The organism is Asanoa ferruginea (genome assembly GCF_003387075.1).
Lineage (GTDB): Bacteria > Actinomycetota > Actinomycetes > Mycobacteriales > Micromonosporaceae > Asanoa > Asanoa ferruginea.
In genome coordinates this window covers 7851095-7876183 of the sequence record NZ_QUMQ01000001.1, presented here as the reverse complement: position 1 = coordinate 7876183, position 25089 = coordinate 7851095, and the positions used below count along the sequence as shown (strand labels likewise).

General features: G+C 72.2%; 25 protein-coding genes and 1 pseudogene. 20 read left to right on the top strand and 6 right to left on the bottom strand.

Annotated features, from left to right (window positions below; genetic code table 11):
• The 8 genes and pseudogenes from DFJ67_RS36750 (at position 1) to DFJ67_RS36720 (ending at position 7655) form a co-directional block, all read left to right on the top strand.
• Complete coding sequence (locus DFJ67_RS36750) at positions 1-1368, top strand: acetyl-CoA carboxylase biotin carboxylase subunit (RefSeq protein ID WP_116073520.1); 1368 nt, start codon at positions 1-3, stop codon at positions 1366-1368.
• Positions 1365-1616 (top strand): acyl carrier protein, encoded by a 252-nt coding sequence (locus DFJ67_RS36745; RefSeq protein ID WP_116073518.1) that lies wholly within the window; start codon positions 1365-1367, stop codon positions 1614-1616. Before DFJ67_RS36750 ends, DFJ67_RS36745 begins: the two co-directional genes overlap by 4 nt.
• Positions 1613-1966 (top strand): annotated as a pseudogene (locus DFJ67_RS44210) (SRPBCC family protein); the annotation flags it as partial. The gene DFJ67_RS36745 and the pseudogene DFJ67_RS44210, both read left to right, overlap by 4 nt.
• Before the next feature lie 126 nt (positions 1967-2092).
• The gene (locus DFJ67_RS43490; protein WP_239097522.1) at positions 2093-2509 is read left to right on the top strand and encodes a cupin domain-containing protein; all 417 of its coding nucleotides are present in this window, start codon (positions 2093-2095) and stop codon (positions 2507-2509) included.
• Entirely contained in the window at positions 2506-3765 is a 1260-nt protein-coding gene (locus DFJ67_RS36735; RefSeq protein WP_116073514.1) for a beta-ketoacyl-[acyl-carrier-protein] synthase family protein, read from the top strand. The genes DFJ67_RS43490 and DFJ67_RS36735 overlap by 4 nt, the downstream gene beginning before the upstream one ends.
• Complete coding sequence (locus DFJ67_RS36730; protein ID WP_116073512.1) at positions 3762-4976, top strand: beta-ketoacyl synthase N-terminal-like domain-containing protein; 1215 nt, start codon at positions 3762-3764, stop codon at positions 4974-4976. The genes DFJ67_RS36735 and DFJ67_RS36730 overlap by 4 nt, the downstream gene beginning before the upstream one ends.
• Positions 4966-7323, top strand: coding sequence for an FAD-dependent oxidoreductase (locus DFJ67_RS36725; protein WP_116073510.1), 2358 nt, complete (start codon positions 4966-4968; stop codon positions 7321-7323). Before DFJ67_RS36730 ends, DFJ67_RS36725 begins: the two co-directional genes overlap by 11 nt.
• A gap of 11 nt (positions 7324-7334) precedes the next feature.
• Positions 7335-7655, top strand: coding sequence for a TcmI family type II polyketide cyclase (locus tag DFJ67_RS36720; RefSeq protein WP_116073508.1), 321 nt, complete (start codon positions 7335-7337; stop codon positions 7653-7655).
• A 61-nt stretch (positions 7656-7716) separates the two neighbouring features.
• On the opposite strand, the gene DFJ67_RS36715 is transcribed toward DFJ67_RS36720, so the two are convergent.
• The 3 genes from DFJ67_RS36715 to DFJ67_RS36705 form a co-directional block, all read right to left on the bottom strand.
• On the bottom strand, positions 7717-8382 hold the full coding sequence (locus DFJ67_RS36715) for a TcmI family type II polyketide cyclase (protein WP_116073506.1): 666 nt from the start codon (positions 8380-8382) through the stop codon (positions 7717-7719).
• A gap of 36 nt (positions 8383-8418) precedes the next feature.
• Entirely contained in the window at positions 8419-9648 is a 1230-nt protein-coding gene (locus DFJ67_RS36710) for a cytochrome P450 family protein (protein WP_116073504.1), read from the bottom strand.
• 126 nt (positions 9649-9774) lie between these two features.
• Positions 9775-10704 carry a calcium-binding protein gene (locus tag DFJ67_RS36705; RefSeq protein WP_116073502.1) on the bottom strand — a complete coding sequence of 310 codons (930 nt, stop codon included), beginning with the start codon at positions 10702-10704 and terminating at the stop codon, positions 9775-9777.
• A gap of 132 nt (positions 10705-10836) precedes the next feature.
• Between DFJ67_RS36705 and DFJ67_RS36700 the strand changes: the two genes are divergently transcribed.
• From DFJ67_RS36700 to DFJ67_RS36665, 8 genes are all read left to right on the top strand, one after another.
• Positions 10837-11337: a sigma-70 family RNA polymerase sigma factor gene (locus DFJ67_RS36700; protein WP_239097521.1), complete on the top strand. Its 501-nt coding sequence runs from the start codon at positions 10837-10839 to the stop codon at positions 11335-11337.
• Complete coding sequence (locus DFJ67_RS36695; protein ID WP_116073498.1) at positions 11321-12562, top strand: hypothetical protein; 1242 nt, start codon at positions 11321-11323, stop codon at positions 12560-12562. Before DFJ67_RS36700 ends, DFJ67_RS36695 begins: the two co-directional genes overlap by 17 nt.
• Entirely contained in the window at positions 12559-13512 is a 954-nt protein-coding gene (locus tag DFJ67_RS36690; protein ID WP_116073496.1) for an ABC transporter ATP-binding protein, read from the top strand. Before DFJ67_RS36695 ends, DFJ67_RS36690 begins: the two co-directional genes overlap by 4 nt.
• The gene (locus DFJ67_RS36685) at positions 13509-14351 is read left to right on the top strand and encodes an ABC transporter permease (RefSeq protein WP_116073494.1); all 843 of its coding nucleotides are present in this window, start codon (positions 13509-13511) and stop codon (positions 14349-14351) included. The genes DFJ67_RS36690 and DFJ67_RS36685 overlap by 4 nt, the downstream gene beginning before the upstream one ends.
• Positions 14352-14430: 79 nt before the next feature.
• Entirely contained in the window at positions 14431-15138 is a 708-nt protein-coding gene (locus DFJ67_RS36680; protein ID WP_116073492.1) for an ABC transporter ATP-binding protein, read from the top strand.
• A 4-nt stretch (positions 15139-15142) separates the two neighbouring features.
• Positions 15143-15877, top strand: coding sequence for an ABC transporter permease (locus DFJ67_RS36675; RefSeq protein WP_116073490.1), 735 nt, complete (start codon positions 15143-15145; stop codon positions 15875-15877).
• Between the two features lie 6 nt (positions 15878-15883).
• Complete coding sequence (locus tag DFJ67_RS36670) at positions 15884-17071, top strand: sensor histidine kinase (RefSeq protein ID WP_116073488.1); 1188 nt, start codon at positions 15884-15886, stop codon at positions 17069-17071.
• A complete protein-coding gene (locus tag DFJ67_RS36665) occupies positions 17068-17694 on the top strand; it encodes a response regulator (RefSeq protein ID WP_116073486.1) in 627 nt (208 codons plus the stop codon). The genes DFJ67_RS36670 and DFJ67_RS36665 overlap by 4 nt, the downstream gene beginning before the upstream one ends.
• Here DFJ67_RS36665 and DFJ67_RS36660 read toward each other — a convergent pair.
• On the bottom strand, positions 17594-18619 hold the full coding sequence (locus tag DFJ67_RS36660; RefSeq protein WP_116073484.1) for a DMT family transporter: 1026 nt from the start codon (positions 18617-18619) through the stop codon (positions 17594-17596). The genes DFJ67_RS36665 and DFJ67_RS36660 overlap by 101 nt on opposite strands.
• Here DFJ67_RS36660 and DFJ67_RS36655 point away from each other — a divergent pair.
• Complete coding sequence (locus tag DFJ67_RS36655; RefSeq protein ID WP_116073482.1) at positions 18618-20015, top strand: aminotransferase-like domain-containing protein; 1398 nt, start codon at positions 18618-18620, stop codon at positions 20013-20015. The two genes, DFJ67_RS36660 and DFJ67_RS36655, sit on opposite strands and share 2 nt — an antisense overlap.
• Here DFJ67_RS36655 and DFJ67_RS36650 read toward each other — a convergent pair.
• On the bottom strand, positions 19993-20556 hold the full coding sequence (locus tag DFJ67_RS36650) for a TetR/AcrR family transcriptional regulator (protein ID WP_116073480.1): 564 nt from the start codon (positions 20554-20556) through the stop codon (positions 19993-19995). The genes DFJ67_RS36655 and DFJ67_RS36650 overlap by 23 nt on opposite strands.
• A gap of 114 nt (positions 20557-20670) precedes the next feature.
• On the opposite strand from DFJ67_RS36650, the gene DFJ67_RS36645 reads away from it, so the two are divergent.
• Positions 20671-22836, top strand: a complete 2166-nt coding sequence (locus DFJ67_RS36645) for an MMPL family transporter (protein ID WP_116073478.1) — start codon at positions 20671-20673, stop codon at positions 22834-22836.
• Positions 22837-22878: 42 nt separating this feature from the next.
• Positions 22879-23490 (top strand): 3'-5' exonuclease, encoded by a 612-nt coding sequence (locus DFJ67_RS36640; protein WP_116073476.1) that lies wholly within the window; start codon positions 22879-22881, stop codon positions 23488-23490.
• A 13-nt stretch (positions 23491-23503) separates the two neighbouring features.
• Here the strand turns inward: DFJ67_RS36640 and DFJ67_RS36635 are convergent, their stop codons facing one another.
• The gene (locus tag DFJ67_RS36635; RefSeq protein ID WP_170216141.1) at positions 23504-23893 is read right to left on the bottom strand and encodes a hypothetical protein; all 390 of its coding nucleotides are present in this window, start codon (positions 23891-23893) and stop codon (positions 23504-23506) included.
• A 135-nt stretch (positions 23894-24028) separates the two neighbouring features.
• Between DFJ67_RS36635 and DFJ67_RS44620 the strand changes: the two genes are divergently transcribed.
• Positions 24029-25009 carry a VOC family protein gene (locus DFJ67_RS44620; RefSeq protein WP_116073472.1) on the top strand — a complete coding sequence of 327 codons (981 nt, stop codon included), beginning with the start codon at positions 24029-24031 and terminating at the stop codon, positions 25007-25009.
• Positions 25010-25089: the final 80 nt, after the last annotated feature.

Genomic DNA, 25089 nt, shown 5'->3' with positions numbered 1-25089 from the left:
GTGTTCCGCACCGTGCTCATCGCCAACCGGGGAGAGATCGCCCTGCGGGTCGCCCGCACCTGCCGCGAGTTGGGCCTTCGGGTGGCCGCCGTCTACTCCACCGAGGACCGGGACAGCGCCGTCGTCCGCTTCGCCGACCAGGCCGTGTGCGTCGGTCCGGGTCCGGCCCGGCACAGCTACCTCTACCTGCCGGCGATCATGGAAGCGGCCCGGCAGACCGGTGCCGACGCCGTGCACCCCGGCTACGGCTTCCTGTCCGAGCAGGCCGACTTCGCCGAGGCGTGCGAGGCGGCCGGCCTCACCTTCGTCGGCCCGCCCGCCGGGGTGATCGACCAACTCGGCGACAAGTCCACCGCCCGCGCGGCCATGGCCGAGGCCGGGCTGCCGCTGCTGCCCGGCACGATCGAACCGGTCGCCGACGCGGAGGCGGTGGCCAAGGTCGCCGCCGACATCGGCTACCCGGTCATCGTCAAGGCGGTCGCCGGCGGCGGCGGCCGGGGCATGCAGGTGGTCAACGACCCCGACGACCTGCCCCGGCAATACCGGGAGATCCGGTCCACCGCACAGTCGCTGTTCGGCGACGACCGGGTCTACGTGGAGCGCTACCTGCCGGCCGCCCGGCACGTCGAGGTGCAGGTGCTCTGCGACCGGCACGGCAACGGGCTGCACCTGGGCCAGCGGGACTGCTCGGTGCAGCGCCGCCGCCAGAAGATCATCGAGGAGTCGCCCGCGCCCGGCCTGCCGCCCGAGCTGGTGGAGCAGATGGGCAGCGCGGCCGTGCGCGGCCTGCTCGCGGCCGGCTACGTCGGTGCCGGGACCGTCGAGTTCCTGGTCGACGAGCAGCAGCGGTTCTACTTCATGGAGGTCAACTGCCGGATCCAGGTCGAGCACCCGGTCACCGAGATGACCCACGGCATCGACATCGTCCGCGAGCAACTGCGGATCGCGGCGGGGGAGCGGATCGCCGCGACGCAGGAAGAGCTGTCGGCGCGCGGCTGGGCCATCGAGTGCCGGATCAACGCCGAGGATCCCGCGCGCGACTTCATGCCGACCCCGGGGATGCTGACCGAGCTGACCTTTCCCGGCGGCCCGTTCGTCCGGGTCGACACGGCCGCGTTTGCCGGCGGCCGGATCTCCGCGGCCTACGACCCGCTGCTCGCCAAGATCGCCGTCTGGGCGCCGGACCGGCCGCAGGCGATCGCCCGGATGCGGCGCGCGCTCAGCGAACTCTCCGTCGAGGGGCCGGGGGTGAGCACCAACCGCGACTTCCTGACGACCGCGCTGGACCACCCGCTCTTCGTCGCCGGAACGCACGACACGTCGCTCGTCGACCGGCTCACCGATTCGCAACCACGGGAGGAAAGATGACATTCACCATCGACGACCTGATGTCGCTGCTGGTCAGCAAGGTCGGACTGCCCAAGGACATGCGTACCGAGGATCCCGCCAAGACCTTCGGCGACCTGGGCCTGGACTCGCTCGCGTTCCTCCAGCTCCAGTCGGAACTGCAGGGGCTGTATGGCTTCGAGCTGCCGGACGACCGCCCGCTGGCGCAGACCGTCGGCGACATCACCGCTGAGATCAACAAGCGGCTGGCCAAGGAGCCGGCGGCATGAGCGCCCCCACGATCGGGCATGTCGACAATTCCGTGCTGATCAACGCCGGGCTCGACATCGTCTGGGAAGCGACCAACGACGTCGAGAAATGGCCGGAACTCTTCACGGAGTACGCATCCGCGGAGATCCTCGAACGCAGCGGCGACACGGTGCGCTTCCGCCTCGCGATGCACCCGGACGAGAACGGCAAGGTGTGGGCCTGGGTCTCCGAGCGCACCCTCAACCGGGCCGGGCGGCGGGTGGTCGCCCGCCGGGTCGAGCCGGGGCCGTTCGAGTTCATGAACATCGAGTGGACCTACGAGGTCGAGGGCCACGGCACCCGGATGCGTTGGGTGCAGGACTTCCGGATGCGCCCCGACGCGCCGATCGACACCGCCGCGATGACCGACCGGATCAACGCCAACACCGCGATCCAGATGGACGTCATCCGGCAGAAGGTCGAGAAGCTCGCCGCCAACAGCCACGCCGGCGCCGGCATCGGTGGTCCGGCCGCGCCGAAGCGCGAGATCCGGGTCGTGTCGATCGACGACGTGGCGGCCAACCGGCGCCGCGGCGGCGACATCCGCACGATCCTCTCGCCGGCCACCGTCGGCTCGACGTCGGGCTTCATGGGCACGCTGCGGCTCGCGCCGGCCGAACTGGTGACCGAGCACTGGCACCCGTACTCGGAGGAGTTCCTCTTCTGTGTCGAAGGCGCCATCACGGTGCGGCTGGACGGGCGCGAGGTCTCGTTGGCCGCCAACCACGGCGTACACATTCCGATCGGGGTCAAGCACCGGCTGATGAACGACAGTGACGCGCCGGCGTTCCTGGTCTTCACGCTCGGCCCGCTGGCGCCGCGGCCGGAACTCGGCCATGTGGACACCGAGGCACTGCCCGGGGAGGGCCCGTGACCAGGCGGACGGTCGTCACCGGGGTGGGCGTGGTCGCTCCGGGCGGCGTCAACCGGCGGGCGTTCTGGGAGCTGCTGACCGCCGGGCGGACGGCGACCCGGCGGATCAGCTTCTTCGACCCGACCGACTTCCGCTCGCAGATCGCGGCCGAGTGCGACTTCGATCCGATCAAGGCCGGGCTGACCTCGCAGGAGGTCTACCGCAACGACCGGTTCACCCAGTTCGCGCTCGCCGCCGCCGACGAGGCGCTGGCCGAGAGCGGCCTGGACCTCGACGCGACCGACCGGGACGCGGTCGCGGTGAGCATCGGCAGCGCGGTCGGCGCCACCACGCGCCTCGAAGACGAATACGTCAACGTCAGCAACCACGGCCGGGACTGGCAGGTCGACGAGCGCTACGCCAGCCGGTTCCTCTACCAGGCGCTGGTGCCGAGCAGCGCGGCGACGGAGGTGGCGTGCCGCTACCGGGTGCACGGGCCGGCCGCCGTCATCTCCACCGGCTGCACCTCGGGCCTCGACTCGATCGGCTACGGCCACCAGCTGATCGAGGACGGCGACGCCGACGTGGTCATCGCCGGTGCGGCCGACGCGCCGATCTCGCCGATCTCCATGGCGTGCTTCGACGCGATCCGGGCCACCTCGGCCCGCAACGACGACCCGGAGCACGCGTCACGGCCGTTCGACGCCACCCGCGACGGCTTCGTGATGGGTGAGGGCTCCGCGGTCCTGATCCTCGAGGAGTTCGAGCACGCCCGCCGGCGCGGCGCCGAGATCTTCTGCGAGGTCGCCGGGTTCGCCAACCGCAGCAACGCGTTCCACATGACCGGGCTGCGGCCCGACGGGCTGGAGATGGCCGAGGCGATCACCGACGCGCTCGGCCAGGCCCGGCTCGACCCGACCGCGGTGAGCTACGTCAACGCGCACGGTTCGGGCACGAAGCAGAACGACCGGCACGAGACGGCCGCGTTCAAACGGAGCCTCGGGCAGCACGCGTACGACGTGCCGGTCAGCTCCATCAAGTCGATGGTGGGTCACTCGCTCGGCGCGATCGGGGCGATCGAACTCGCCGCGTGCGTGCTGGCGATCCGCTACGGCGTGATCCCGCCGACCGCCAACCTGGAGAACCGCGACCCGGAATGCGACCTGGACTACGTGCCGAAGAACGCGCGTGAGCAACGGGTCGACGTGGCGCTCTCGGTCGGCAGCGGCTTCGGTGGCTTCCAGTCCGCCGCTGTCCTACGGAGGTGGTCAGCATGACCAGGGCCGTCATCACCGGCATCGGGGTGATCGCACCGAGCGGGCTCACCGCCGAGGAGCACTGGCGCTCCACGCTCGCCGGCGACCTGCACGTGGGCTGCCACGACGACCGGTTGCAGGGTCAGGTGTCCGGCTTCGACGCCGAGGGCCTGGTCGACCCGCGCCTGATCATCCAGACCGACAAGTGGAGCTGGATGTCGCTGGCCGCCACCCGGATGGCGCTCGACGACGCCAAATACGACCCGGCCGGGCACGACCCCTACGCCACCTCGGTCGTGCTGGCCAGCGGGTCCGGCGGCAACGAGTTCGGCCAGAAGGAGATCCAGGCGCTGTGGAGCCGGGGCCGCGCCGCGGTCAGCGCCTACCAGTCGATCGCCTGGTTCTACGCCGCCAGTGTCGGGCAGACCTCCATCCTGCACGGCACCAAGGGGCCCAACAGCGTGCTCGTCTCTGAGGGCGCCGGCGGACTCGACAGCCTGGGCATGGCCCGCCGGATCATCCGGCGCGGCACCCCGGCCGTCATCGCCGGCGGCACCGAGGCGCCGTTGTCCCCCTACGCGCTGGTCTGCCAGCAGACCAGCGGCCGGCTCACCGCCAGCCGCGACCCGCGGGCCGGCTACAAGCCGTTCGACGCCGACGCCAACGGCTACGTGCCCGGCGAGGGCGGTGCGGTGCTGGTGGTGGAGGACGCCGCGACCGCCGCGGAACGGGGAGTGCAGCAGGTGTACGGCGAGATCGCCGGTTACGCCGCCACGCACGACGGGCACCACCCGGAGGAACCCGCGCCGGACAGCGCCCAGCTCGAACGCGCGATGCGCAAGGCCCTCGCCGACGCCGATGTTACGCCCGACGAGGTCGGTTTCGTGGTCGCCGACGGCGCCGGCACGCCGGTGCTCGACGGGCTGGAGGCCGCGGCGATCCGCGCGGTCTTCGGCCGGCCGGTGCCGGTGACCGCGCCGCAGGGCTTCGTCGGCCGGCTCTGCTCCGGCGGCGCGGCGCTCAACGTGGCGACCGCGCTGCTGGCACTGCGGGACGGCGTCGTGCCGGCCGTCGGCAACCTCAGCCGGCCCGGCCACGACCTCGACCTGGTCCGCGAACCGCGCCGGCTGGCCGCCGACGTGGTGCTGGTCAACGCCCGCGGCTTCGGCGGGTTCAACAGCTCGATCGTGCTCAAGCGCTATCCCGAGGAGGGTCTGCAGCATGCCCGATGACAGTCCAGTGCGGACCATCCTGCGAATGCGGGCCCGGGAGGGCTGCGCGGCGGAGTTCGAGCGGGCCTGGCGGTCGGCCGCGGCGCACATCAGCCGGGTGCCGGGCAGCCTGCGCCAGGAACTGATCCGCGACGTCGAGGATTCGCGTACCTTCCTGATCGTCAGTGACTGGGCCGACTCGGCCGCGCTCGCGGCGTTCGGCCCCAGCGCCGCGCGCGAGCGGCTCACCGCCGCGCTGCGCGACCTGCGCGAGTCCGGCGAGAAGGCGACCTACGAGGTGCTGGAGACGGTGATCGGTGCGGGGCCCCGGATCCGGGTCGACGTCACCGTCACGGTCGCTCCCGGCGAGGAGGAGGCCTACGAACGCGCCTACCTCAAGGTCGCCGAGCGGATGCGGGGGACACCCGGGCACGTCCGGGAGGAACTGCTGCGCGAGCCCGGCACCGGGACCTACCACATCTTCGCGGAGTGGGAGGACGAGACGTCGTTCAACGCCTGGACCGACGACCAGGGGCACCTGGACCAGACGGCGCCGCTCATCCAATACATCTGCGACAACTTCAAGCGGACCACCTACCACATCGCGGTGCGTCCCGAAGACGAACTGCCGGTGTCGTCGTCCCCGGTGGCCGCCGCCCGGCCGCGACCGCAAGCGCAACCCCAGCCGCAGCCCCAACCGCAACCGCAGCCGGCGCCGCGACCGGTCGTCGCCCGCAAGGGATCCACGGTGGACGGTTCGACCGACGTGCTCGTCGTGGGAGCCGGCCCGGCCGGTCTGACCGCGGCGATCGAGCTGGCCCGGCGCGGTGTCTCCTGCCGGCTGATCGAGAAGCGCCCCGACGGCAACGTGGCCGCCGACAAGGCGATCGGCGTGCAGTGCCGCACGATGGAGATCTGGGAGAACATCGGCGTCGCGCGCGAGGCGATGGACCTGGGCGTCTGGCTGCACGGCCAGACCGTCTTCGTCAACGGCCAGCAGACCCACCAGGTCGACTGGGACCTGCCGGAGCTGCCGTTCGCCCACGTCGGCCTGCCGCAATACGAGACCGAGCGGATCCTGGAGAACTGCCTCGCCGGCCACGGCGTGAGCGTCGAGCGCGGCCACGAGCTCCAGGCGTTCGACCAGGACGCCGACGGCGTGACCGCTCAGGTGCTGCGCCCGGACGGCAGCGTCGAGACAGTCCGCGCGCAATACCTGGTCGGCTGCGACGGTGCGCACAGCACCGTGCGGCAGAGCCTCGGGCTGACCTTCGAGGGCGGCATGGGGATGTTCCCGCAGCTGTTCATGCTCGGCGACGTCGACCTGGACTGGTCGATGCCGGAGGGCCACCTGCTGCGCTTCATCCAGGTCGAAGACGAGGAGATGCGCGGCATGCTGGTCTGCGTGCCGCTGCGCGGTCCGGGCCGCTACCGGGTGGCCACCCTCGCGCCGCCGCGGTTGCAGGCCGAGATCGGCGCGGGCGCCATCCCGCCCGGCTTCTCGGCGGAATACGACCCGCCGTCGCTGGCCGACATCCAGGTCGTGCTGGACCAGCTCGCGCCGGCCGGCACGACCGCGAGCAACCTGCGCTGGTCGTCGATCTTCCGGATCAAGCACGGCATCGTCGACCGCTACCAGGTCGGCCGGGTGTTCGTGGCCGGCGACGCCGCGCACCTGCACCCGCCGGCCGGCGGGCAGGGCATGAACACCGGCATCCAGGACGCCTGGAACCTGGGCTGGAAGCTCGCGCTGGCGGTCCGCGGCGCCGCGGCTCCGGGGCTGCTCGACAGCTACGAGGCCGAGCGCCGGCCGGCCGGCAAGGCGATCGTCGATCGCGCGGTGAAGATCGCGTTCACCGACGAGATGGACATGGACGACGAGCGCGAGCAGTTCATGCTCGAAATGCAGATGACGCTGTCGTACGCCGGCAGCCCACTGGTCGGCTCCTCCGGTGACCTCTTCGACGGCGGGCCACAGCCCGGCGACCGGGCCCCGGACGTGCGCGACCTCCGCCGCTTCGGGGTCGGGCACCAGGTGCGGGTCTTCGAGCTCACCCGGGGCACCGCGCACACCCTGCTCGTCTACGCCGACGGCTCGACCGGCGACGACGAGTATGCCGGCTTCGACAAGCTGGCCGAGAAGGCCCGCGGCTCGCTCAACATCTACGTGGTGGCGAGCCCGGACGCGACGGTGCCCGGCACGCTCGAGACCCCGGTCCTGCGGGACGCGTCCGGCGCTTTCCGCGACGCGTACGGCCTGCGCGGCACCGGCGCCTACCTGATCCGGCCCGACGGGCACGTCGGGTTCCGCAGTTCGCCCGTCGTCGCCACCGCGATCGACGAGCACCTCGCTGGCATCTTCGCGTAAGGGGAAGTGACATGAACCGGTCCGTCATCGTCGCCCGCATCAAGCCCGGCGAGGAGAAGTCCGTCGCCCGGATCTTCGCCGAGTCCGACGCCACCGACCTGCCGCACGACCTCGGGGTCAAGACCCGGTCGCTCTACTCGCTCGGCGACCTCTACCTGCACGTCATCGAGTTCCGCGACGACCCGTCGGAGGCGCTGCGCAAGGGCCCGGCGCTGCCCGGGTTCCAGCAGATCAGCGAGGACCTGCGGGCCTACATCCAGCCCTACGACCCGAAGACCTGGAAGTCGCCGGCCGACGCGGTCGCTCGCGAGTTCTACAACTGGCGCGGCTGAGCCGGTCAGCAGGAAGGGCACCCCGCTGGTTGCGGGGTGCCCTTTCCTATCCGGAGCCGGGTCAGTCGCTGGCTTTCCAGCTGTAGAACGGCTTGGCCATCGAGTCCTGCGGTCCGCGCCACTTCTCGGGGTTGTAGGGCGCCACGTACGGGCTCAGGTCTTCGATGATTTTGGTGAAGGCCGGCGCGTGGTGGTTCTGCCCGAGCCCCTCGGCGACCGCCTGGTCGGTGCGCTCCATCAGGTGCACGTAGACGTCGTCGATCGAGTAGAGCCAGCGCCCGGTGACGCCCATCTGGCCCGGCAGCGGCCCGTTGTCGGACTCGGCGAAGACCTGGGCCACCGCCGGCTCGGAGCCGGGCTTGATCCGCTGCACGATGACCATCGGGTTCGCCGCCGACGACTGGGCGTTCGGCGCGACCCAGCTGTAGAACGGCTTGGCGACCGAGTGCGACGGGTTCTCCCAGTTGCGCGGGTAGGGCGTGACGAACTGCCCGATCGCGTCCGCGATCTCCTGGAACGCCGGCAGGCCACGCTTCTGGCCGCTGATCTCCGGGTCCTGCGCACGCTCGACGACGTGGATGTAGAGGTCGTCGAGCGACAGCAGGATGCGACCGGTCACGCCGACGTCCTGCGGCCGGGTCACCTTGTCGAAGTGCCCGAAGACGTCGGCGACCTTCTGCTCGCTGCCCGGGACGATGCGGCAGACGATCACGTTGCGGAATACCACTGCTGCTCCTTCAAGGTTTGGATCTATTGCTGTCGGTCAGGCGTTGAAGCGGACGGGAAGCTCGATGAGGCCACGGAACGGCGACGCGGCCGGCAGCCGGCGCAGTTCCTCGACCGGCAGCGCGAGCCGCAATCCGGGCAGCCGGCGGAGCAGCGCCCCGATGCCGATCTGCGCCTCGATCCGGGCCAGCGTCACGCCGAGGCAGTAGTGCACGCCGTGCCCGAAGCCCATGTGCGGCCCGCGTTCGCGGCTCAGGTCGAGCCGGTCGGCGTCGGCGAACGCCTCGGGGTCGTGGTTGGCCGCGTTGATCGCCACGCCGACGATCGAACCCGCGGGGATGCGCACGCCGCGGAACTCGAGGTCCTCCGTGGCGATCCGCGGGCTGGCCACCGGCAACGGGCCGTCGAAGCGGAGCAGTTCTTCAACCGCCGAAGGCAACAGCTCCGGTGTACGCAGCAGCAGGTCGAGCTGTTCCGGGTTGGTCAGCAGGGCCACCATCGCGTTGCCGATGAAGTCGGCGGTGGTCTGGTGCCCGGCGAACAGCAGCAGGAACGTGGTGCTGACCAGTTCCCGCTCGGAGAGCTGCCCGTCCTGGTCGCAGGCCTCGATCAGCGAGCTGATCATGTCGTCGGCCGGCGGCTGGGCGCGCTTGGCCTGGATCACGTCGGCGAGATAGTGGTGCAGCTGGAGCTGGGCCTCCTGCACGGCCGCGCGTTCCTCCGCGGGCGGGCGGCCCGACGACCCGGACTCGCGGATCACCTGGGTCCAGGCGAGCACCTGGTCGTGGTCGGCGGTCGGGATGCCGAGCAGCTCGGAGATCACCATCATCGGCAGCGGGATCGCGAAGTCGTGCATCAGGTCGGCCTGGCCCTGCGGCACCACCTTGTCGAGCAGCTCGCTGACGATCTCGGCCACCCGCGGCCGCAGCGCCTCGATCCGCCGGGGCGCGAACGCCCGCGAGGTGATCCGGCGCAGCCGGCTGTGCTCGGGCGGGTCGGAGTTGAGCATGTTCTTGTTGATGGCCTCGGAGTTGGGCCCGAAGATGCGCAGGAAGTGCTGTTCCGGTCCGTAGAGGTCCTTGGAGAGGCGCGGGTCGTTGAGCGCCGCCTTGGCGTCGTCGAAGCGGGTGATCAGGAAGGAGTCGAACCGCGGCGACGTGACCGGACACACTGGACTGTCTTCGCGCAGCTTGGCGAAGGCCGGATAGGGATCGGCGGCGAACTCGTCGGTGTAGAGCTCCGACGCTGGTAACACATTCTCGGTCATACGCCCGGTCCCCTCACTAGCCCCTTTAAACCGAGGTTAGCGACGGTGTGCCCGGTATTCCGGGTTTCGGCGTCTTTCGACCGATTTGAGGATCGCGGCTCGGCTGTTCGGCCGAGGAAGCGCAGGTCAGTAGGCGTCCTCGCAGGCGCTGATCGTGTCCAGGGCGTCGTAGTCGCAGCGGTCGTCGGCGCCGGTGCCGCCGTTGAGGGTGTCCGCGCCGCCCTCGCCGACCAGCCAGTCGTCACCGGCGTACCCGAAGATCAGGTCGTTGCCCTCCCCGCCGAACAGGGTGTCGCTCGACGCGCCACCGACCAGCACGTCGGCACCCGCCTTGCCGCTCAGGTCGGCCGGGCCGCTGCCGGCCACCAGGCCGTCGGCGAAGCCGGTGCCGCTCACGCCCGCGACCGTGCCGCACACCGTGTCGCCCTCGCCGGGCATGCCGTCGTCGCCGGCCGGCCCGCCGAGCGAGACGAAGACGGCGGCCGGATGGTCGTCGTAGGTGACGTAGGCGTCGGTGCCGCACAGCTCGTCGGCGCCGGGGCCGCCACTGATCCGCAGGTAGCTGTCGCCGGCCGTACGCGTGATCATGTCGTCGCCGTCTTCGCCGTAGACCTCGACGTAGGGGTCGGCACTGTCGCCGACGGTGATGGTGTCGCCGCCGGTGCCGCCGTAGATCCGGGTGTAGGTGTCGAAGAAGGCGTCGAAGACCAGCGTGTCGTTGCCCATGCCGAGGTAGACGGCGAACCAGGAGATCGTGTTGTCCTGCTCGGTGCAGATGGCCTTGGTGTTGTCGCCGGTCACGTTCACGCAGCCGACGCCCGGCACGATCTGGCTCACATCGTCGAAGAGCCACTTGGTGACGCCGGGCAACCGGCCGTAGTTGGTGATCGTGAGATTGTTGGTCTTCCCGATCCCGCCCTCGTAGCGCAGGTGGTTGTCGTCGGCCCAGTAGGCCTTGTTGGGCGACGGCGGCGGTGCGGCGGCCGCTGCCGCCGGCACGACGGCGGTGATGAGCAGGCCCAGACCAGCGGCTACGGCGATCCTGAGCGTCGGCATGTGCGACAGCGTGTGCTTCCGCGTGCCGACACACAGTCGGCCAGCCGACGTTCAGCCGGTTCTGCCGGTGTGTCACATGCAGGCCGCCGGTGGTGCTCTACAGATGTGGACGGTGTGCGGCATGGTGGCGTGGTGGCAGCGGTCCGCCCCGACCTCGAAGAGGTCTTCCGCAGTGCCTACCCGCGGGTCGTCGGCGTCGCCGCGCGCGTGCTCGGCTCCCGCGACGAGGCCGAAGACGTGGCGCAGGAGGTGTTCCTGACCTTCGGCCGCTCCGCCGTGCCGGCCGGCGAGGCCATCGGCTGGCTGTCGGTCGCGGCGGCACACACCGCGCTCAACCATCTGCGCTCGGGCCGCCGCCGGATGTCCCGTGAAGAGGCCGCCCGCGACGGCGGCGCCGTCACACCCGACATCGCCGACGCGGTCGTCATCCTCGACGAGCGCCGCCGGGTGCGGGCCGCGCTGGCCCGGCTGCCCCGCCGCCAGGCGATGGCCCTGGTCCTGCGGCACAGCGGCCTGACCTACGCCGAGGTCGCCGCCGCGCTCGATCTGTCACCCGGCAGCGTGGGCACCACCGTGCGCCGCGCCGAGTCCGCCCTTCGCGAGGAGTTGAACCGTCATGCGCCATCCGACTGACGGCACGCTGCGCCGGCTGCTCGACGAGCCGGCCGGCGTCGCCGACACCGACCGCGCCCACGTCGCCGGCTGCCGGGTCTGCCTGACCGGGCTCGCGGCGGTCGAAGCCGACGCGTCGTTCGCCAGCGGCGCACTCGACTTCGTCGTCCCCACCGATGTCGACGCCGGGTGGCTACGCCTGCTCGCGGCCGGCGAACCAACGCTTACCTCCAGCGAGGCCGACGCCGGCTTGCGGCGGCTGGTCGCGGGGGGCGAATCCTCGCCCGCCTCCGCGAGCGAGGCCGACGCCGGCTTGCAGCGGCTGGTCGCGTCGGGCGAGCCCTCGCCCGCCTCCGCGAGCGAGGCGGATGCCGGCTTGCGGCGGCTGGTCGCGGCCGGCGGACGCGGACGCGCCGGCCGGTGGCGGGGCTTGCTGAGCCGGCCGGTGGTCGCCGTGGCCGGCGTCGCTGTTCTGTTGACCGGGGCCAGCGCCGCCGCGGCGGGTGACTGGCTCCAGATCTTCCGCACCGAGCAGATCGCCCCGGTCACCGCGCCGGAGGCCGACCTCATCACGATGCCCGAGCTCGACGCCTTCGGCGAGCTCGTGCCGGTCGAACCGATCGACATCCACGCGGTCGCCGACGCCGCCGCCGCGTCGCAGGCCACCGGTCTCGCCGTCCCGGTGGTGCGCGAGCTACCCAAGGGGGTCAACGGGCCACCCACCTATCAGGTCGGTGCCCGGGCCAGTGCGCTGTTCACCTTCTCCGCCGCGAAGACCGCGCAGACCGCGGCGGCGGCCGGGGTGACGCTGCCGCCACCGCCGCCCGGCCTCGACGGCAGCAAGTTCCGGCTGGTCGCCGGTCCCGGCCTGGTCGCGATGTGGTCGCAGGGCCGGCCGGTCCCGGCGATGATCGTCGCCCGCGCGGTCGCGCCGACGGCCTACACCTCCTCGGGTGTGCCGTTCGAGACGGCCCGCGACTATCTGCTGCCCGTGCTGCCGTCCAACGTCGCGGCGCAGTTGCGCGGCTTCTCCGGCGACGGCACCACGCTGCCGCTGTTCACGTCGCTCGAGCACATGAAGAGCTCGGCGACCGACGTCGGCGGCGTCCCCGCCACGCTGCTGAGTTCGCGCGACAGCACGATGTCGGCCGTCGTCTGGCTCGACAACGGCATCGTCACCGCGGTGGCCGGGTCATTGAGCGCCGACGAGGTGCTCGCCGTCGCCCGCGGATTGGGGTCGCGATGAGTTCGCTCGAAGCAGCACAACGGCTGGTCACCGAGCTGGCACCGGGGCCGGCGGTGTGGTGCTCGGGCCTGCGCAAGCGCTATCGGAGCCGGGTCGCGGTCGACGACGTCTCCTGCACGGTCGGCCGGGGCGAGGTGGTCGGCCTGCTCGGGCCCAACGGCGCCGGCAAGACCACCGTGATCAAGATCCTGCTCGGCCTGGTCCGCCCCGACTCGGGGGAGGTGCTGCTGCTCGGCCGGCCGGGGCGCGACCCGAAGGCCCGGGCTCGGGTCGGCTACCTGCCCGAGCTGTTCCGCTACCAGCCCTGGCTCACGGCGGCCGAGGTGCTGGCGCTGCACGTGCGCCTCGCCGGGATCGCCGTCCCGACCGCCGAACGGCACGAGTGCCTGGGCCTCGTCGGCCTCGCCGATCGGGCCGGTGACCGGGTGGGCGGCTTCTCCAAGGGCATGCAGCAGCGCCTCGGCCTGGCCGTCGCGCTGGTGGCCCGCCCCGACCTGGTCATCCTCGACGAGCCGACCAGCGCCCTCGACCCGCTCGGCCGGGCCGACGTGCGCGACCTGCTGCTGTCGCTCAAGGAGCGCGGCGTCGCCGTCCTGCTCAACTCACACCTGATCGGCGAGGTCGAGCGGGTCTGCGACCGGGTCGTCATCCTCGACAAGGGCCGGGTCGCCGCCTCCGGCACCCTCGCCGAGTTGCTCGGCCAGCGCGAGCTGCGGCTGCGGCTCTCCGCCGTCGACGCCGCGGCCTCGGCCCGGCTCGCGGCCGCCGGTGCGGTGACCAACGAGGGTGAGGCCTACACGATCGCGGTCGACGACCTCGACCTCGTTCCCGAGCTGGTCGCCGACCTGGTCGGCCTCGGGGTGCGGGTGCACTCCGTCGAGCCGGCGCGGATCAGCCTCGAGGAGCGGCTGCTCGACATCCTGCGCACCGGCACCGAGGAGCACCGATGAGGATCGCCTTCACCATCGCCGCGCTGACGCTGCGCGAGGCCGCCCGCCGCCGGGTGCTGCGCTCGCTGGCCGTGATGACGGTCCTGCTGCTCGGGCTCAGCGGCTGGGGCTTCTACCGGCTCGACGTCGAGTTCGGCGGGCTCACCAGCGGCGAGGCCCGGCTGGCCGCGTCCACGGTGCTCAACCTGGTGATGTTCGGGCTGAGCCTGATCGCCGCCCTGGGCACCGCGTTCCTGGCCGGGCCCACCCTGGCCGGCGAGATCGAGTCCGGCACGGCGCTGGCGATGCTGGCCCGGCCGGTGCGCCGCTCGACGGTGCTGCTCGGCAAGTGGCTCGGCCTGGTCGCGTTCGGCACCGGCTTCGTGGTCACCGCCGGCCTCGCCCAGTTCCTGATTGTCTGGTCGACGATGGGCTACTGGCCGCCGGCGGCGGCGACCGGGCTCGCCCTGCTCGCCGTGCAGACTACCGCCCTGCTCACGCTGGGCCTGCTGCTGTCCACCGCGATCTCGCCGATGGCGTCGGGCATCGTGGCGGTCGGCCTGTTCGGCGCCACCTGGATCGCCGGCGTGGTCGGTTCGGTCGGGCAGGCGCTCGGCAACGACAGCGTCGCGCGGATCGGCGCGGTCTCCCGCATGCTGCTGCCGACCGACGGCCTGTGGCGCGGCGCGATGAACGCCTTCCAGGACCCGGGCGCGCTGACCCAACTCGGCCCGGCGTTCCAGGGGCATCCGTTCATGAGCGTGTCCGGGCTCACCGCCGCCTACCTGGCCTGGACGGCCGTCTGGATCGCCCTGGTGCTGGCCCTGGCCGGCCTCAGCTTCCGGCGCCGCGACCTGTGACCGCATCCACCGGTTGGTGGATGACCGCGATCGCCCACTGGTCGATTCGGCGGCCCGGCGCCGATGACACCGTCGAAGCATGCCAGTCATCGAGGTCAAGCACCTACGCAAGCGCTACGGCGCGACCGACGCCGTCCGTGACGTCTCGTTCGCCGTCGACGCCGGCGAGATCTTCGGGCTGCTCGGGCCCAACGGAGCCGGGAAGACCACCACCGTCGAGTGCGTCTCCGCACTGCGCGTTCCCGACGGCGGCGACATCAGCGTGCTCGGCCGCGACCCGCGCGATCCGGAGCTGCGCTCGTTGGTCGGGGTCCAACTTCAGGAGAGCGGCCTCCAGGACAAGCTGACGGTCGGCGAGGCGCTCGCGCTCTACGCCGGTTGCTACCGCGCCCCCGCCGACTGGCGGGCGTTGGCCGCCGAACTCGGCCTGGCCGACCGCCTCCGGGTCCGCTACGCCAACCTGTCCGGCGGCCAGAAGCAGCGCCTGTCGATCGCGCTCGCGCTCGTCGGCAATCCGCGCGTCGCCATCCTCGACGAGCTGAGCACCGGGCTCGACCCGCATGCCCGCCGGGACGCCTGGTCGCTGGTGCGCGCCATCCGCGACCGCGGCGTGACCGTCGTCCTGGTGACCCACCTGATGGAGGAGGCCGAGCGGCTCTGCGACCGGATCGCCGTCCTCGACCACGGCGAGGTCGTCGCGCTCGGCACGCCCGCCGCGCTCACCGCCGGCCACGGCAGCCTCGACGACGCCTTCATCAGCCTGACCACCCGCCCCCGCGAGGAGTGAGACCATGCTGCTTCGACTGACCCGCACCGAACTGCGCCTCAACCTGCGCGAGCCGGTGCCGGCGTTCTTCTCGCTGCTCGCGCCGACCATCCTGGTGGTGGTCCTGGGCAGCGTCCCGGCGTTGCGGGAACCGTCGGCGGGCCTCGGCGGCAAGCGGGTGATCGACGCCTACGTCGGCATCGCCGTCGCCCTGTCGCTGGCCATGGTGGCTCTCCAGGTGATGCCGATGGTGCTGGCGACCTACCGCGAGCGGGGCATCCTGCGCCGGTTCGCCACCACCCCCGTACCCCCGCTGATCCTGCTCTCGGCCCAGGTCCTGGCCACGCTGGTGACCGCCGTGACGGCCGCCCTGATCGCGATCGCCGTCGGGCGGATCGGCTACGGGGTGCCGCTGCCGGCCGACCCGGCCGCGTTCGTCGTCGCGTTCCTGCTCTGCGCGGCCGGGGTGTTCGCCGTCGGCCTGCTGGTCGCCGCGGTGGCACCGACCGGCAGGGCCGGCAACTCGATCGGCAACCTGCTGTTCTTCCCGCTGATGTTCTTCGCCGGGCTGTGGACGCCGCGCGAACTGCTGCCGCACACGGTCGCCCGGATCGGCGACTTCACGCCGCTGGGCGCCGGCGAGCGCGCGTTGCACCAGGCCAGCGCCGGCACCTGGCCCAACCCGCTGTCGGTTACCGTGCTGGTGGCCTACCTGGCGGTCTTCGGGCTGGCGTCCGCCAGGCTTTTCCGCTGGAGGTGACCCGGGATGTCCGACGCTCGCCGGCTCGACCGGTTGCTGATGGTGGCGCCCTACGCCGCACTCGCCGGCGCCACCGCGCTGGTGCTGGCGTCCGGTGACAGCCGGGTGCCGGTTCCGGTCATGCTGGCAGTGGTGGCCGCGACCGCCGGCTGGATGCTGTGGTGCGTCACGCTGCACCCGGGGTGGGTCGGCCACCCGCCGCGGATGGCCGGCTTCTTCGTCGGCCTGGTACTGCTGGCCGGCGTGCTGGTCTGGTGCAGCCCGCTGTTCGGCTTCTTCGCCTGGACCGGTTACCTCTTCATCGTGTACGCCCTGCCCGGCCGCTGGCGGATCGCCGGAGCGGCCGCGGTCGCGGTGCTCACCGCGGCGGCACAGGCCGGCGGCTTCATCGACGTCGACGGCGCCGGGTTCGCCATCCTGCTGGCCTTCAACGTCGTCGTCGCCGTGGCCCTGACGATGCTCGCGACCCAGCACCGCGAGCAGCAGGCCACGGTGGCGCGGGCCAACCGGCAACTGGCCGACGCGCTGGCCGAGAACGCCGCGTTGCAGACCCGGCTGCTGAGCCAGGCCCGCGCGGCCGGCGTGCTCGACGAGCGGCAGCGGCTGGCCGGTGAGATCCACGACGTGCTCGCGCAGGGGCTGACCGGCATCGTCACCCAACTCGAGGCGGCCGAGGCCACCGTCGGCCGCCCGGCCGAGTGGCGCCGGCACGTCGACGCGGCGAAGCGGCTGGCCCGCGACAGCCTCGCGGAGGCGCGCCGGTCGGTCCGGGCCCTGCGCCCGGGCTCGCTCGACGGTGCCGCGCTGCCCGAGGCGCTGGGCGACCTCGTCGACGGCTGGTCGCGGCTGACCGGGGTGCCCGCTTCGCTGATCGTCACCGGCGCGGCCGACCGGCTGCACCCCGACGCCGATACGACGCTGCTGCGGGCCGCGCAGGAGGCACTGACCAACGTGGGCCGGCACGCGCGGGCCAACCGGGTCGCCCTGACACTGTCCTATCTGGAGGATCTGGTGACGCTGGACATTCGCGACGACGGCGCCGGGTTCGACCCCGCCGCGGTCGACGCGGGTCGCTACGGGCTGGCGGCGATGCGCGACCGGGTCGCCCGGGTGGGCGGCACGATCGAGGTCGAGTCCGCTCCCGGCGAGGGCACGGCGATCGCGGTCTGCCTGCCGGTGCTGGTCGCCGCGTGATCGGCGTGATCATCGTCGACGACCATCCGGTGGTGCGCGACGGGTTGCGCGGGATGCTCGACGCCGACGGCCGGTTCGCCGTGCTGGGCGAGGCCGGCGACGGCCGCGAGGCGCTGGCCCTGGCCGACGCCGTGCGCCCCGACGTGGTGCTGCTCGACCTGCGGATGCCGGTGATGGACGGGGTGAGCACGATCCGCGAACTGAAGGCCCGCGGGTCGGCGGCCCGGGTGCTGGTGCTGACGACCTACGACACCGACACCGACGTGCTGCCGGCGATCAAGGCCGGCGCGACCGGCTACCTGCTCAAGGACACACCGCGCGACGAGCTGTGCCGGGCGGTGGCTGCGGCCCACCGGGGCGAGTCGGTGCTGTCGCCGTCGGTGGCCGGCCGGCTGATCGACCGGTTGCGCACGCCCGGGCAGGAGCCGCTCACCCAGCGCGAGCTCGAAGTGCTGTCGCTGATCGCGCGCGGGTGCTCCAACCGGGAGGCGGCCCGGCGGCTGTTCGTCAGCGAGGCGACGGTCAAGACCCATCTGCTGCACGCGTACGCGAAACTGGGTGTTCGCGACCGGGCAGCGGCGGTGGCGGTGGCCTTCGAGCGGGGTCTGTTGCGGGCCGAATGACCGGGGGTGTCGACGTTCGCGCCGGTGGCGCGCCGGAGCGGGTCCGCTGGGTCAGCACGACGCAGCCGACCACCAGCAGGGCCACCACGATCGCGGCGGGTGTCACGGTCTCGTCGAGCAGCAGGGCTGACCAGGCCAGCGTGATCACCGGCTGGGCGAGCTGGATCTGGCCGACCCGCGCGATGCCGCCCCGGGCCAGGCCGGCATACCAGGCGAAGAAGCCCAGCAGCATGGAGACCACGGTCAGGTAGCCGAACGCCGCCCAGGTGCCCGTGCCGGCCCGCGGCGGATGGAGCGCGGCGGCGGCGAGCGTGACAGGGACGGTGACCGGCAGCGCGAGGAGCAGTGCCCAGCAGATCGTGCGGGCGCCGCCCAGCTCGCGGGACAGCGCGCCGCCCTCGGCGTATCCCAGGCCGCACAGCACGACGGCGGCGATCAGGAACAGATCGGCCCGGGACAGTCCACCATGGACCGCGCCGGTGGCGATGAGGAAGGCCAGCACCGCGATCAGGCCGGCGGCGCTGGCCGCCCAGAACAGCGGCGGCGGGCGCTCGCCGGCCCGCAGCACCGCGAACACGGCCGTCATCGCGGGCAGCACGGTGACGACGACCGCGCCGTGCGCGGAGGTCTGGGTGATCAGGGCCAGCGAGGTGAACATCGGGAAGCCGACCACGACGCCGAGCGCTACGAGTGACAGCCGCCGCCACTGGTCGCGGGTGGGCCGCGGCGCGCCGGTGAACCGCAGGTAGGCCCAGGCCAGCAGCGCGGCGCCGACGGCCCGGCCGAACGCGACGAACCAGGGGTCGAGGTCCCGCACGGCGATCCGGGTCATCGGCAGCGACAGGCTGAATGCGAGCACGCCCAGCGCGCCGAGGGCGAGACCCGTTACCGTCGCGCTGACAGTAGCGCTACTCTTGCTTCTCATGAATGACGGTAACGCAGCCGGTCGCGTTATCCAAGATCTCCGCGCGCTCGCCGCCCGCTCGGACCCGGGCGCCCGGCTGCCCTCGGTGCGCGAGCTGACCGCGCGACACCACGCCTCACCGGTGACCGTCGCGTCGGCGATCCGCTCGCTGGTCGCCCAAGGAGTGGTCGAGACCCGGTCCGGCCAGGGCACGTTCGTCGCCGCCGGGCCGGTCGTCACCCCGTCGGCACCCGACCTGTCCTGGCAGACCGTGGCGCTCGGCCCGCGCCGGCCGGGTGAGGACGAGATGCGGTCGCTGCTGGCGCTACCGCCCGCCGGCGCGATCCCGTTGTCCGGCGGCTATCTCGACGCCGACCTTCAGCCGGCGGCGGCGCTCGGCGCGGCCCTGGCCCGGGCCGCCCGGCAGCCGGCGTCGTGGCAGCGCGGGCCGGCCGAGGGGAGCGCCGACCTGCGCGCCTGGTTCGCCCGCGAGGTTGGCGGCGGGCTGCGCGCCGATGACCTGGTGATCTGTCCGGGCGGGCAGGCCGCGTTGTCGACCGCGCTGCGCGCGCTGACGGCGCCGGGCGACACCGTGCTCGTCGAGTCGCCGACCTACCTGGGCGCGCTGGCCGCCGCCCGGGCCGCGGGGCTGCGGGTCGTGCCGGTGCCGGCCGACGCCGACGGGGTGCGGCCCGACCAGCTTGCCGAGGCGTTCGCGCGTACCGGTGCGCGGTTGTTCTATTGCCAGCCGCTCTTCGCCAACCCGCACGGCGCGACCCTGGCCGGCCACCGGCGCACCGAGGTGATGGCGGCCGTGCGCGCGGCCGGCGCCTTCCTGATCGAAGACGACTATGCCCGCGACCTCGTCATCGACGGCGAGGCGCCGCCGCCGCTGGCCGCCGACGACCCCGACGGGCACGTGGTCTACCTGCGGTCGCTGACCAAGTCGACCGCGCCCGGCCTGCGGGTCGCGGCGATCGGTGCCCGCGGCCCGGCCGGCGCCCGGCTGCGGGCGGCAAGGTTGTTCGACGACTTCTTCGTCGCCGGCCCGCTCCAGCAGGCCACGCTCGAGTTCGTCAGCGCGCCGGCCTGGGCCCGGCACCGCCGGTCGCTGCGCGCCGCGCTGCGCACCCGGCGCGACGCGCTGCTGGCCGCGCTCGGTCGCGAGCTGCCCGACCTCGTGCCGGACTCGCTGCCGCGCGGTGGCCTGCACTTGTGGGTCCGGCTGCCGGACGGCACCGATGACGTCGCGTTGGCCACTGCCGGGGCGGCCGCGGGCGTCATCGTCTTTCCCGGCCGCCCGTGGTTCGCGGCCGAACCGCCGGCACCACACCTGCGCCTCACCTACGCGGCCGCGCCGCCGTCGCTGATCGGCGAGGCCGTCCGCCGCCTGGCTAGGCTGCCGTTCTGGTCGTGAGCACAAGCTCGGCCGACTCGAGCAGGGTCCGCCGGACCAGCTCGTCGGGCACGTCGCCGAGGGTCGCGCCGGCGGTCAGCGCCGCGCGGAGCAGTTCCAGCACGGCCACGGCGCGGATCCGGGCCACCTGCGACGGTGCCGGGCCGGCGAGCCAGTCCCGCAGCCGGTTGTTGACCTCCACCAGGTCGTCGAGCAGCGGCGCGAGCGCGGGAAGCATGCCGGCCGCGTCGCGCAGGAACAGGTTGGCGACCGCCCGGTGGGCCAGCATGGTGTCGACGCATTGCAGCAGCACGCGCCGCACGTCGTCAGGCGTGTGCCGGCCCTGCTCGGCCTCGGCCACGATCTCGCGCCACCGGTCGACCAGCGGCCGGACGACGGCGACCAGAAGGTCCTGTTTGGACGGATAGTGATAGTAGAGCGACGCCTTCGTGATGCCCACCCGGTCGGCGATCTCGCGCAGGCTCGCAGTGGCATAGCCACGATCGGTGAACAGGGCCAAAGCCTGCTCGCGGATCCGGTCGCGCGTCGCGCCGACGTCCATGGCCACCTCCCGGCTCGGCCGGCGGTGCGCACGGCTCCGCGAGAATAACGGGCGGCGCGAAGCACCCCCCTCCACGTAGGATTTCTCTCTACCGTGCGGCAGGTTGGGGGAGCGATGTTCGAGCGGTTGGCCAGATTCGTCGTCTACAAGCGCTGGTGGGTCATCGGTGCGTGGCTGGTGGCGGCCGTCGCGGCCGGTGCTTTCGCGCCGTCGTTGGTGACCACGCAGGACCAGGCGGACTTCCTGCCCAACAGCTACGAATCGGTCAAGGCGACCGAGATCGCGCAGGATGCGTTCGGCCAGACCGACGGCGCCACCGCGACCATCGTGGTCAAGCGCGCCGACGGCGGCCAGCTCACCGACGCCGACCAGGCCACCGTCGGCAAGCTCGCGACGACGGTCTCCGGTGCCGGCATCGCCAAGGTCACCACCGCCGTCACCGGCCCGCAGGCCGTGTCGCCCAACAAGCTGGTGCAACTGGTCACCGTCGGTCTCGGCGACAACCCGCAGGATCCGGCGCTGGTCACGGCGATCAAGGACATCCGTTCGGCGAGCGCCCCGGTACTGGCCAACACCGGCCTCGACGCCAAGGTCACCGGCGACGTCGCGCTCTATGCCGACAACGACGACGCGTTCAACAACGCCTTCGTGATCGTCGCCCTGGCGTCGGTGATCCTGATCCTCGCGCTGCTGCTGATCATCTACCGCAGCCCGCTCGCCGCGCTGCTGCCGATCGTGACGGTCGGCATCGTCACGGTCATCTCCACGGGCCTGATCGCGACGATGGCCAAGCTGTTCGGCCTGAGCGCCGACCCGTCCATCGAGATCATCCTGACCATCGTGCTCTACGGCGTCGGCACCGACTACGTCGTCTTCCTGCTCTTCCGGTTCCGCGAACGGCTGCGCGCCGGCGACCAGACGAAGCCCGCCCTGGTCACCTCGGTCCACCGCGTCGGCGAGGTGATCGCGTCGGCGGCCGGCGCCATCGTCATCGCGTTCCTCGCCCTGCTGCTGGCCGTGTTCGGCGCGTTCCGCAGCCTGGGCCCGGCGCTGGCCATCGCCGTCGTCATCATGGGCCTGGCCGCCGTCACCCTGGTGCCGGCCATCGTCTCGCTGCTCGGCACCGCGGTCTTCTGGCCGTCGAAGAGCTGGCGGCGGGTCCCCAAGGGCACCGCTTTCCAGCGGCTCGGCCGCTTCACCGGCCGCCGCCCGGCGGTGGTCGCGCTGGTCTCCGGCGGCTTGATGGTGGCGCTGGCCGCCGGCGCCCTGTTCATGAAGACCGACTACGACCAGAACGCCCAGTTGCCCAGCGGCACCGAGTCGTCCGAGGGCTTCGAAGACCTCCAGGCCGGCTTCCCGGCGGGCGCGCTCGCACCGACCCAGGTGCTGGTCAAGGCCGACGCCGGCGCCAAGGTCGACCCGGCGTCGCTGACCGCGTTCGCTGAGCGCCTGCGCGGCGTGCCGGGCGTGGGCAGCATCATGCCCGGCCCGGAGGGCGTTCCGGCCACGCTGAGCCAGGACGGCACCGTGGCGATGGTCCAGGTGTTGCTGGCCGGCAGCCCCTACTCCAACGATTCGCTGGCCCTGGCCGGCGGCGAGTTGCGCGACGTCGCGCACGCGGCCGCACCGCCGGGAACCCAGGCCTACGTCGGTGGCATGAGCTCGATCTTCGCCGACGTGAAGTCGGCCAACGACCGCGACCTGCGCGTCATCTTCCCGGTCGCGGGCGTGCTGATCGCCCTGATCCTCGCCCTGCTGCTACGCAGCCTGGTCGCCCCGATCTACCTGATCGTCGCCGTCGTGCTGGGCTTCTTCTCGACCCTGGGCGCCACGGTGATCGCCTTCCAGGGCATCGGCAACGGTCCGGGCCTGTCGTTCACCCTGCCGATCATCCTTTACCTGTTCGTGGTCGCCATCGGCACGGACTACAACATCCTGATGATCGCGCGACTACGCGAAGAGGCCCGCCTCGGCAACGACCCCCGCACGGCGGCCGACCTGGCCGTCGAACACGCGGGCCCGTCGGTCGGTGCGGCCGGCCTGATCCTGGCCGGCACCTTCGCGTCAATGATGCTCGCGGGCATCGCGTTCCTGGTCGAGATGGGCTTCTCGGTCTCGATCGGCATCCTGATCGCCGCGTTCGTGATGGCCATGTTCCTGGTACCCAGCCTGACGGCCCTGATCGGCCGCCGAGCCTGGTGGCCAGGCCACGCCGACACGGCTCCGCCGGCCCCGGCCGAGCCGGACCTGGCCTACGCGAGCCGCTCGACCACCGACTGACGACCGAGGGCGGGTTACGACAGCGAGATTCGCTTGCGGAAGGTGGGCGTGGCGGCGGCACCATGGCACACCGCGCCGATCGTCGCCTTCGACCTCGAAGGCAGCGGCGCGCAGGACCGTGCCCGCGAAGCGATCCTCGAACTGGCCGCCGTGCCGCTCGTCAACGGCCGGCCGGAGCCAGACCAGGGGTTCAGCACCCTGGTCAACCCCGGCCGGCCCATACCCCGACGGCCCTGGATCTCGCCCGGCCTCACCGACGATCGGCTCGCCGGGGCACCGTCGATCATCGACGTCGGCGCGACGCTGGCCGGGCGGATCAACGGCCGGTGGCTGCTCGGCCACAACGTCAACGTCGACTGGCGCCTCCTACGCCGGCACCTGCCGCACCTGCGACCGGCCGGGCTGATCGACACCCTGCCGCTCGCACGACAGGCCGTCCGCGACGGCAGACGTTCCCTCACCGACCTGATCAACCACTTCGGATTGGCCGGGGCCGTCGACCTCGCCGCGCCCGGAAGCCAGCCACACCGGGCGCTCTGGGATGCCACCGCCGTCGGCTACCTCCTCGGGTCGCTCGCCGCCGCGATCTGGCCCGGCGCGATCCCCACCCTCGACGCCATTCGGAGCCCCGAGGAGCAGCCCCGTCTCTTCTAACTCGCCTCGCTGCTCACAGGCAGGTCGGTCGAAGGTCTCGGGGCGTGTAGGTGATCCGCACGTGGTAGGTCCGCTCGGCGGTGCTGACCACCTGAAGCTGCCACGTGCAGTCGGTCCCGTCCGGCTTCGCGCCTGAATAGAGCTGGTCCCCGCCACCGAATGTCTGCCAGCCGCTCGAACCGGCCAGGTCCGTGTAGAAGCGGGCGACGTCGTCGCTGTCGCCACCGGTTACCTCGCTGTCGAGCATGCCGAGCGCAGGCGGTGCGGAACCCGCCCAACCACAGCTCACCGTCTCCTTCACCAGCAAACCACGGGCACCCGGCGGGACGCGGGTCAGCACCGGTTCCTGCCGCAGCGCCGCGACCGTCGCCAGGTCGGGATGGCAGTCGGGGGCAGACGACATGGCATCGCCCAGCCGCCCACACCCGCCGACCCACAAACCCGCGCCAACCGCCACGGCGGCCAGGAAGACATTGCCGAATCGGCCCATCAGCGGACTCCCATGTCGATCTTTGGACCGCATCATAGGATCGCCGACGTGGCGTTGCGACCCGTGCAGGTGAACATCAAAGCTCTCGACCATCTGGCCGTCGGCCGGTTCTGGGCGGCGGCGCTCGGCTGGCGCGCACACAGCGGCGAGACCACCTATGTCGGACCCGCCGGCGACTCCGTCTCGCACGAGCCGGTCGTCGTCGGCAGCGACGTCGTCCCTGGCGGACCCGCCGGCGAGTTCGTCTGGCCCGCCCCGGTCGTCGTCGGCAGCGACGTCGTCCCTGGCGGACCCGCCGGCGAGTTCGTCTGGCCCGCCCCGGTCGTCGTCGGCAGCGACGTCGTCCCTGGCGGACCCGCCGGCGAGTTCGTCTGGCCCGAGCCGGTCGACGGCGGCAAGGACGTCGTCCTTGGCGGACTCGCCGGCGACGTCGTCTGGCCCGATCCGGTCGTCGTCGGCATCGACGTCGTCCCCGTCCCTGAGGGCAAGACCGCCACGAAGAACCGGCTCCACCTCGACCTCGCCACCACCTCCGCGGCCCATCAGGCCGAGTTGATCGCGCGCCTCCGGACCCTCGGCGCGACGCCGGTCGACGTAGGCCAGCGCGACGTGCCCTGGACCGTGCTCGCCGACCCCGAGGGCAACGAGTTCTGCGTGCTGGAGCCGCGCGAGGTCTACCGGGACACCGGGCCGATCGCCGCGATCGTCGTCGACTGCGTGGAACCCCGGGCCATGGCGCGGTTCTGGGGTGAGGCGATCGACTGGCCCCTCCAGCAGGTGAGTGACGACCACGCCGTGTTGCGCGGCGCCGGGCCCTATCTCGAGTTCCTCCGCACGCCCGGCGCGAAGACCGTGCCCGACCGCGTACACCTCGATCTGTTGCCCTATCCCGGTGACGACAAGGACGCGGAAGTCGCCCGGCTGCGCGCCCTCGGGGCCACCGATCTCGACCTCGGCCAGGGTGACGTGCCGTGGACGTGCCTGTCCGATCCGGAGGGTCACGAGTTCTGCGTCCTCACCCAGGGTTAGCCGGGCGCTTCACCCCGTCGTGATCTTGGTGTAATCGCTCCGAGATGGACGGATCGCAGATTGGCAGGCATCTGTCCGTC

Coding starts and splice junctions, on each gene's coding strand:
- DFJ67_RS36685 (WP_116073494.1), top strand. CDS start 13,509: ATGAGGATCGCCTTCACCATCGCCGCGCTGACGCTGCGCGAGGCCGCC.
- DFJ67_RS36660 (WP_116073484.1), bottom strand. CDS start 18,619: ATGAGAAGCAAGAGTAGCGCTACTGTCAGCGCGACGGTAACGGGTCTC.
- DFJ67_RS36650 (WP_116073480.1), bottom strand. CDS start 20,556: ATGGACGTCGGCGCGACGCGCGACCGGATCCGCGAGCAGGCTTTGGCC.
- DFJ67_RS36725 (WP_116073510.1), top strand. CDS start 4,966: ATGCCCGATGACAGTCCAGTGCGGACCATCCTGCGAATGCGGGCCCGG.
- DFJ67_RS36670 (WP_116073488.1), top strand. CDS start 15,884: ATGTCCGACGCTCGCCGGCTCGACCGGTTGCTGATGGTGGCGCCCTAC.
- DFJ67_RS36655 (WP_116073482.1), top strand. CDS start 18,618: ATGAATGACGGTAACGCAGCCGGTCGCGTTATCCAAGATCTCCGCGCG.
- DFJ67_RS36710 (WP_116073504.1), bottom strand. CDS start 9,648: ATGACCGAGAATGTGTTACCAGCGTCGGAGCTCTACACCGACGAGTTC.
- DFJ67_RS36720 (WP_116073508.1), top strand. CDS start 7,335: ATGAACCGGTCCGTCATCGTCGCCCGCATCAAGCCCGGCGAGGAGAAG.
- DFJ67_RS36695 (WP_116073498.1), top strand. CDS start 11,321: ATGCGCCATCCGACTGACGGCACGCTGCGCCGGCTGCTCGACGAGCCG.
- DFJ67_RS36745 (WP_116073518.1), top strand. CDS start 1,365: ATGACATTCACCATCGACGACCTGATGTCGCTGCTGGTCAGCAAGGTC.
- DFJ67_RS36635 (WP_170216141.1), bottom strand. CDS start 23,893: ATGTCGTCTGCCCCCGACTGCCATCCCGACCTGGCGACGGTCGCGGCG.
- DFJ67_RS36730 (WP_116073512.1), top strand. CDS start 3,762: ATGACCAGGGCCGTCATCACCGGCATCGGGGTGATCGCACCGAGCGGG.
- DFJ67_RS36705 (WP_116073502.1), bottom strand. CDS start 10,704: ATGCCGACGCTCAGGATCGCCGTAGCCGCTGGTCTGGGCCTGCTCATC.
- DFJ67_RS36645 (WP_116073478.1), top strand. CDS start 20,671: ATGTTCGAGCGGTTGGCCAGATTCGTCGTCTACAAGCGCTGGTGGGTC.
- DFJ67_RS36680 (WP_116073492.1), top strand. CDS start 14,431: ATGCCAGTCATCGAGGTCAAGCACCTACGCAAGCGCTACGGCGCGACC.
- DFJ67_RS36690 (WP_116073496.1), top strand. CDS start 12,559: ATGAGTTCGCTCGAAGCAGCACAACGGCTGGTCACCGAGCTGGCACCG.
- DFJ67_RS36675 (WP_116073490.1), top strand. CDS start 15,143: ATGCTGCTTCGACTGACCCGCACCGAACTGCGCCTCAACCTGCGCGAG.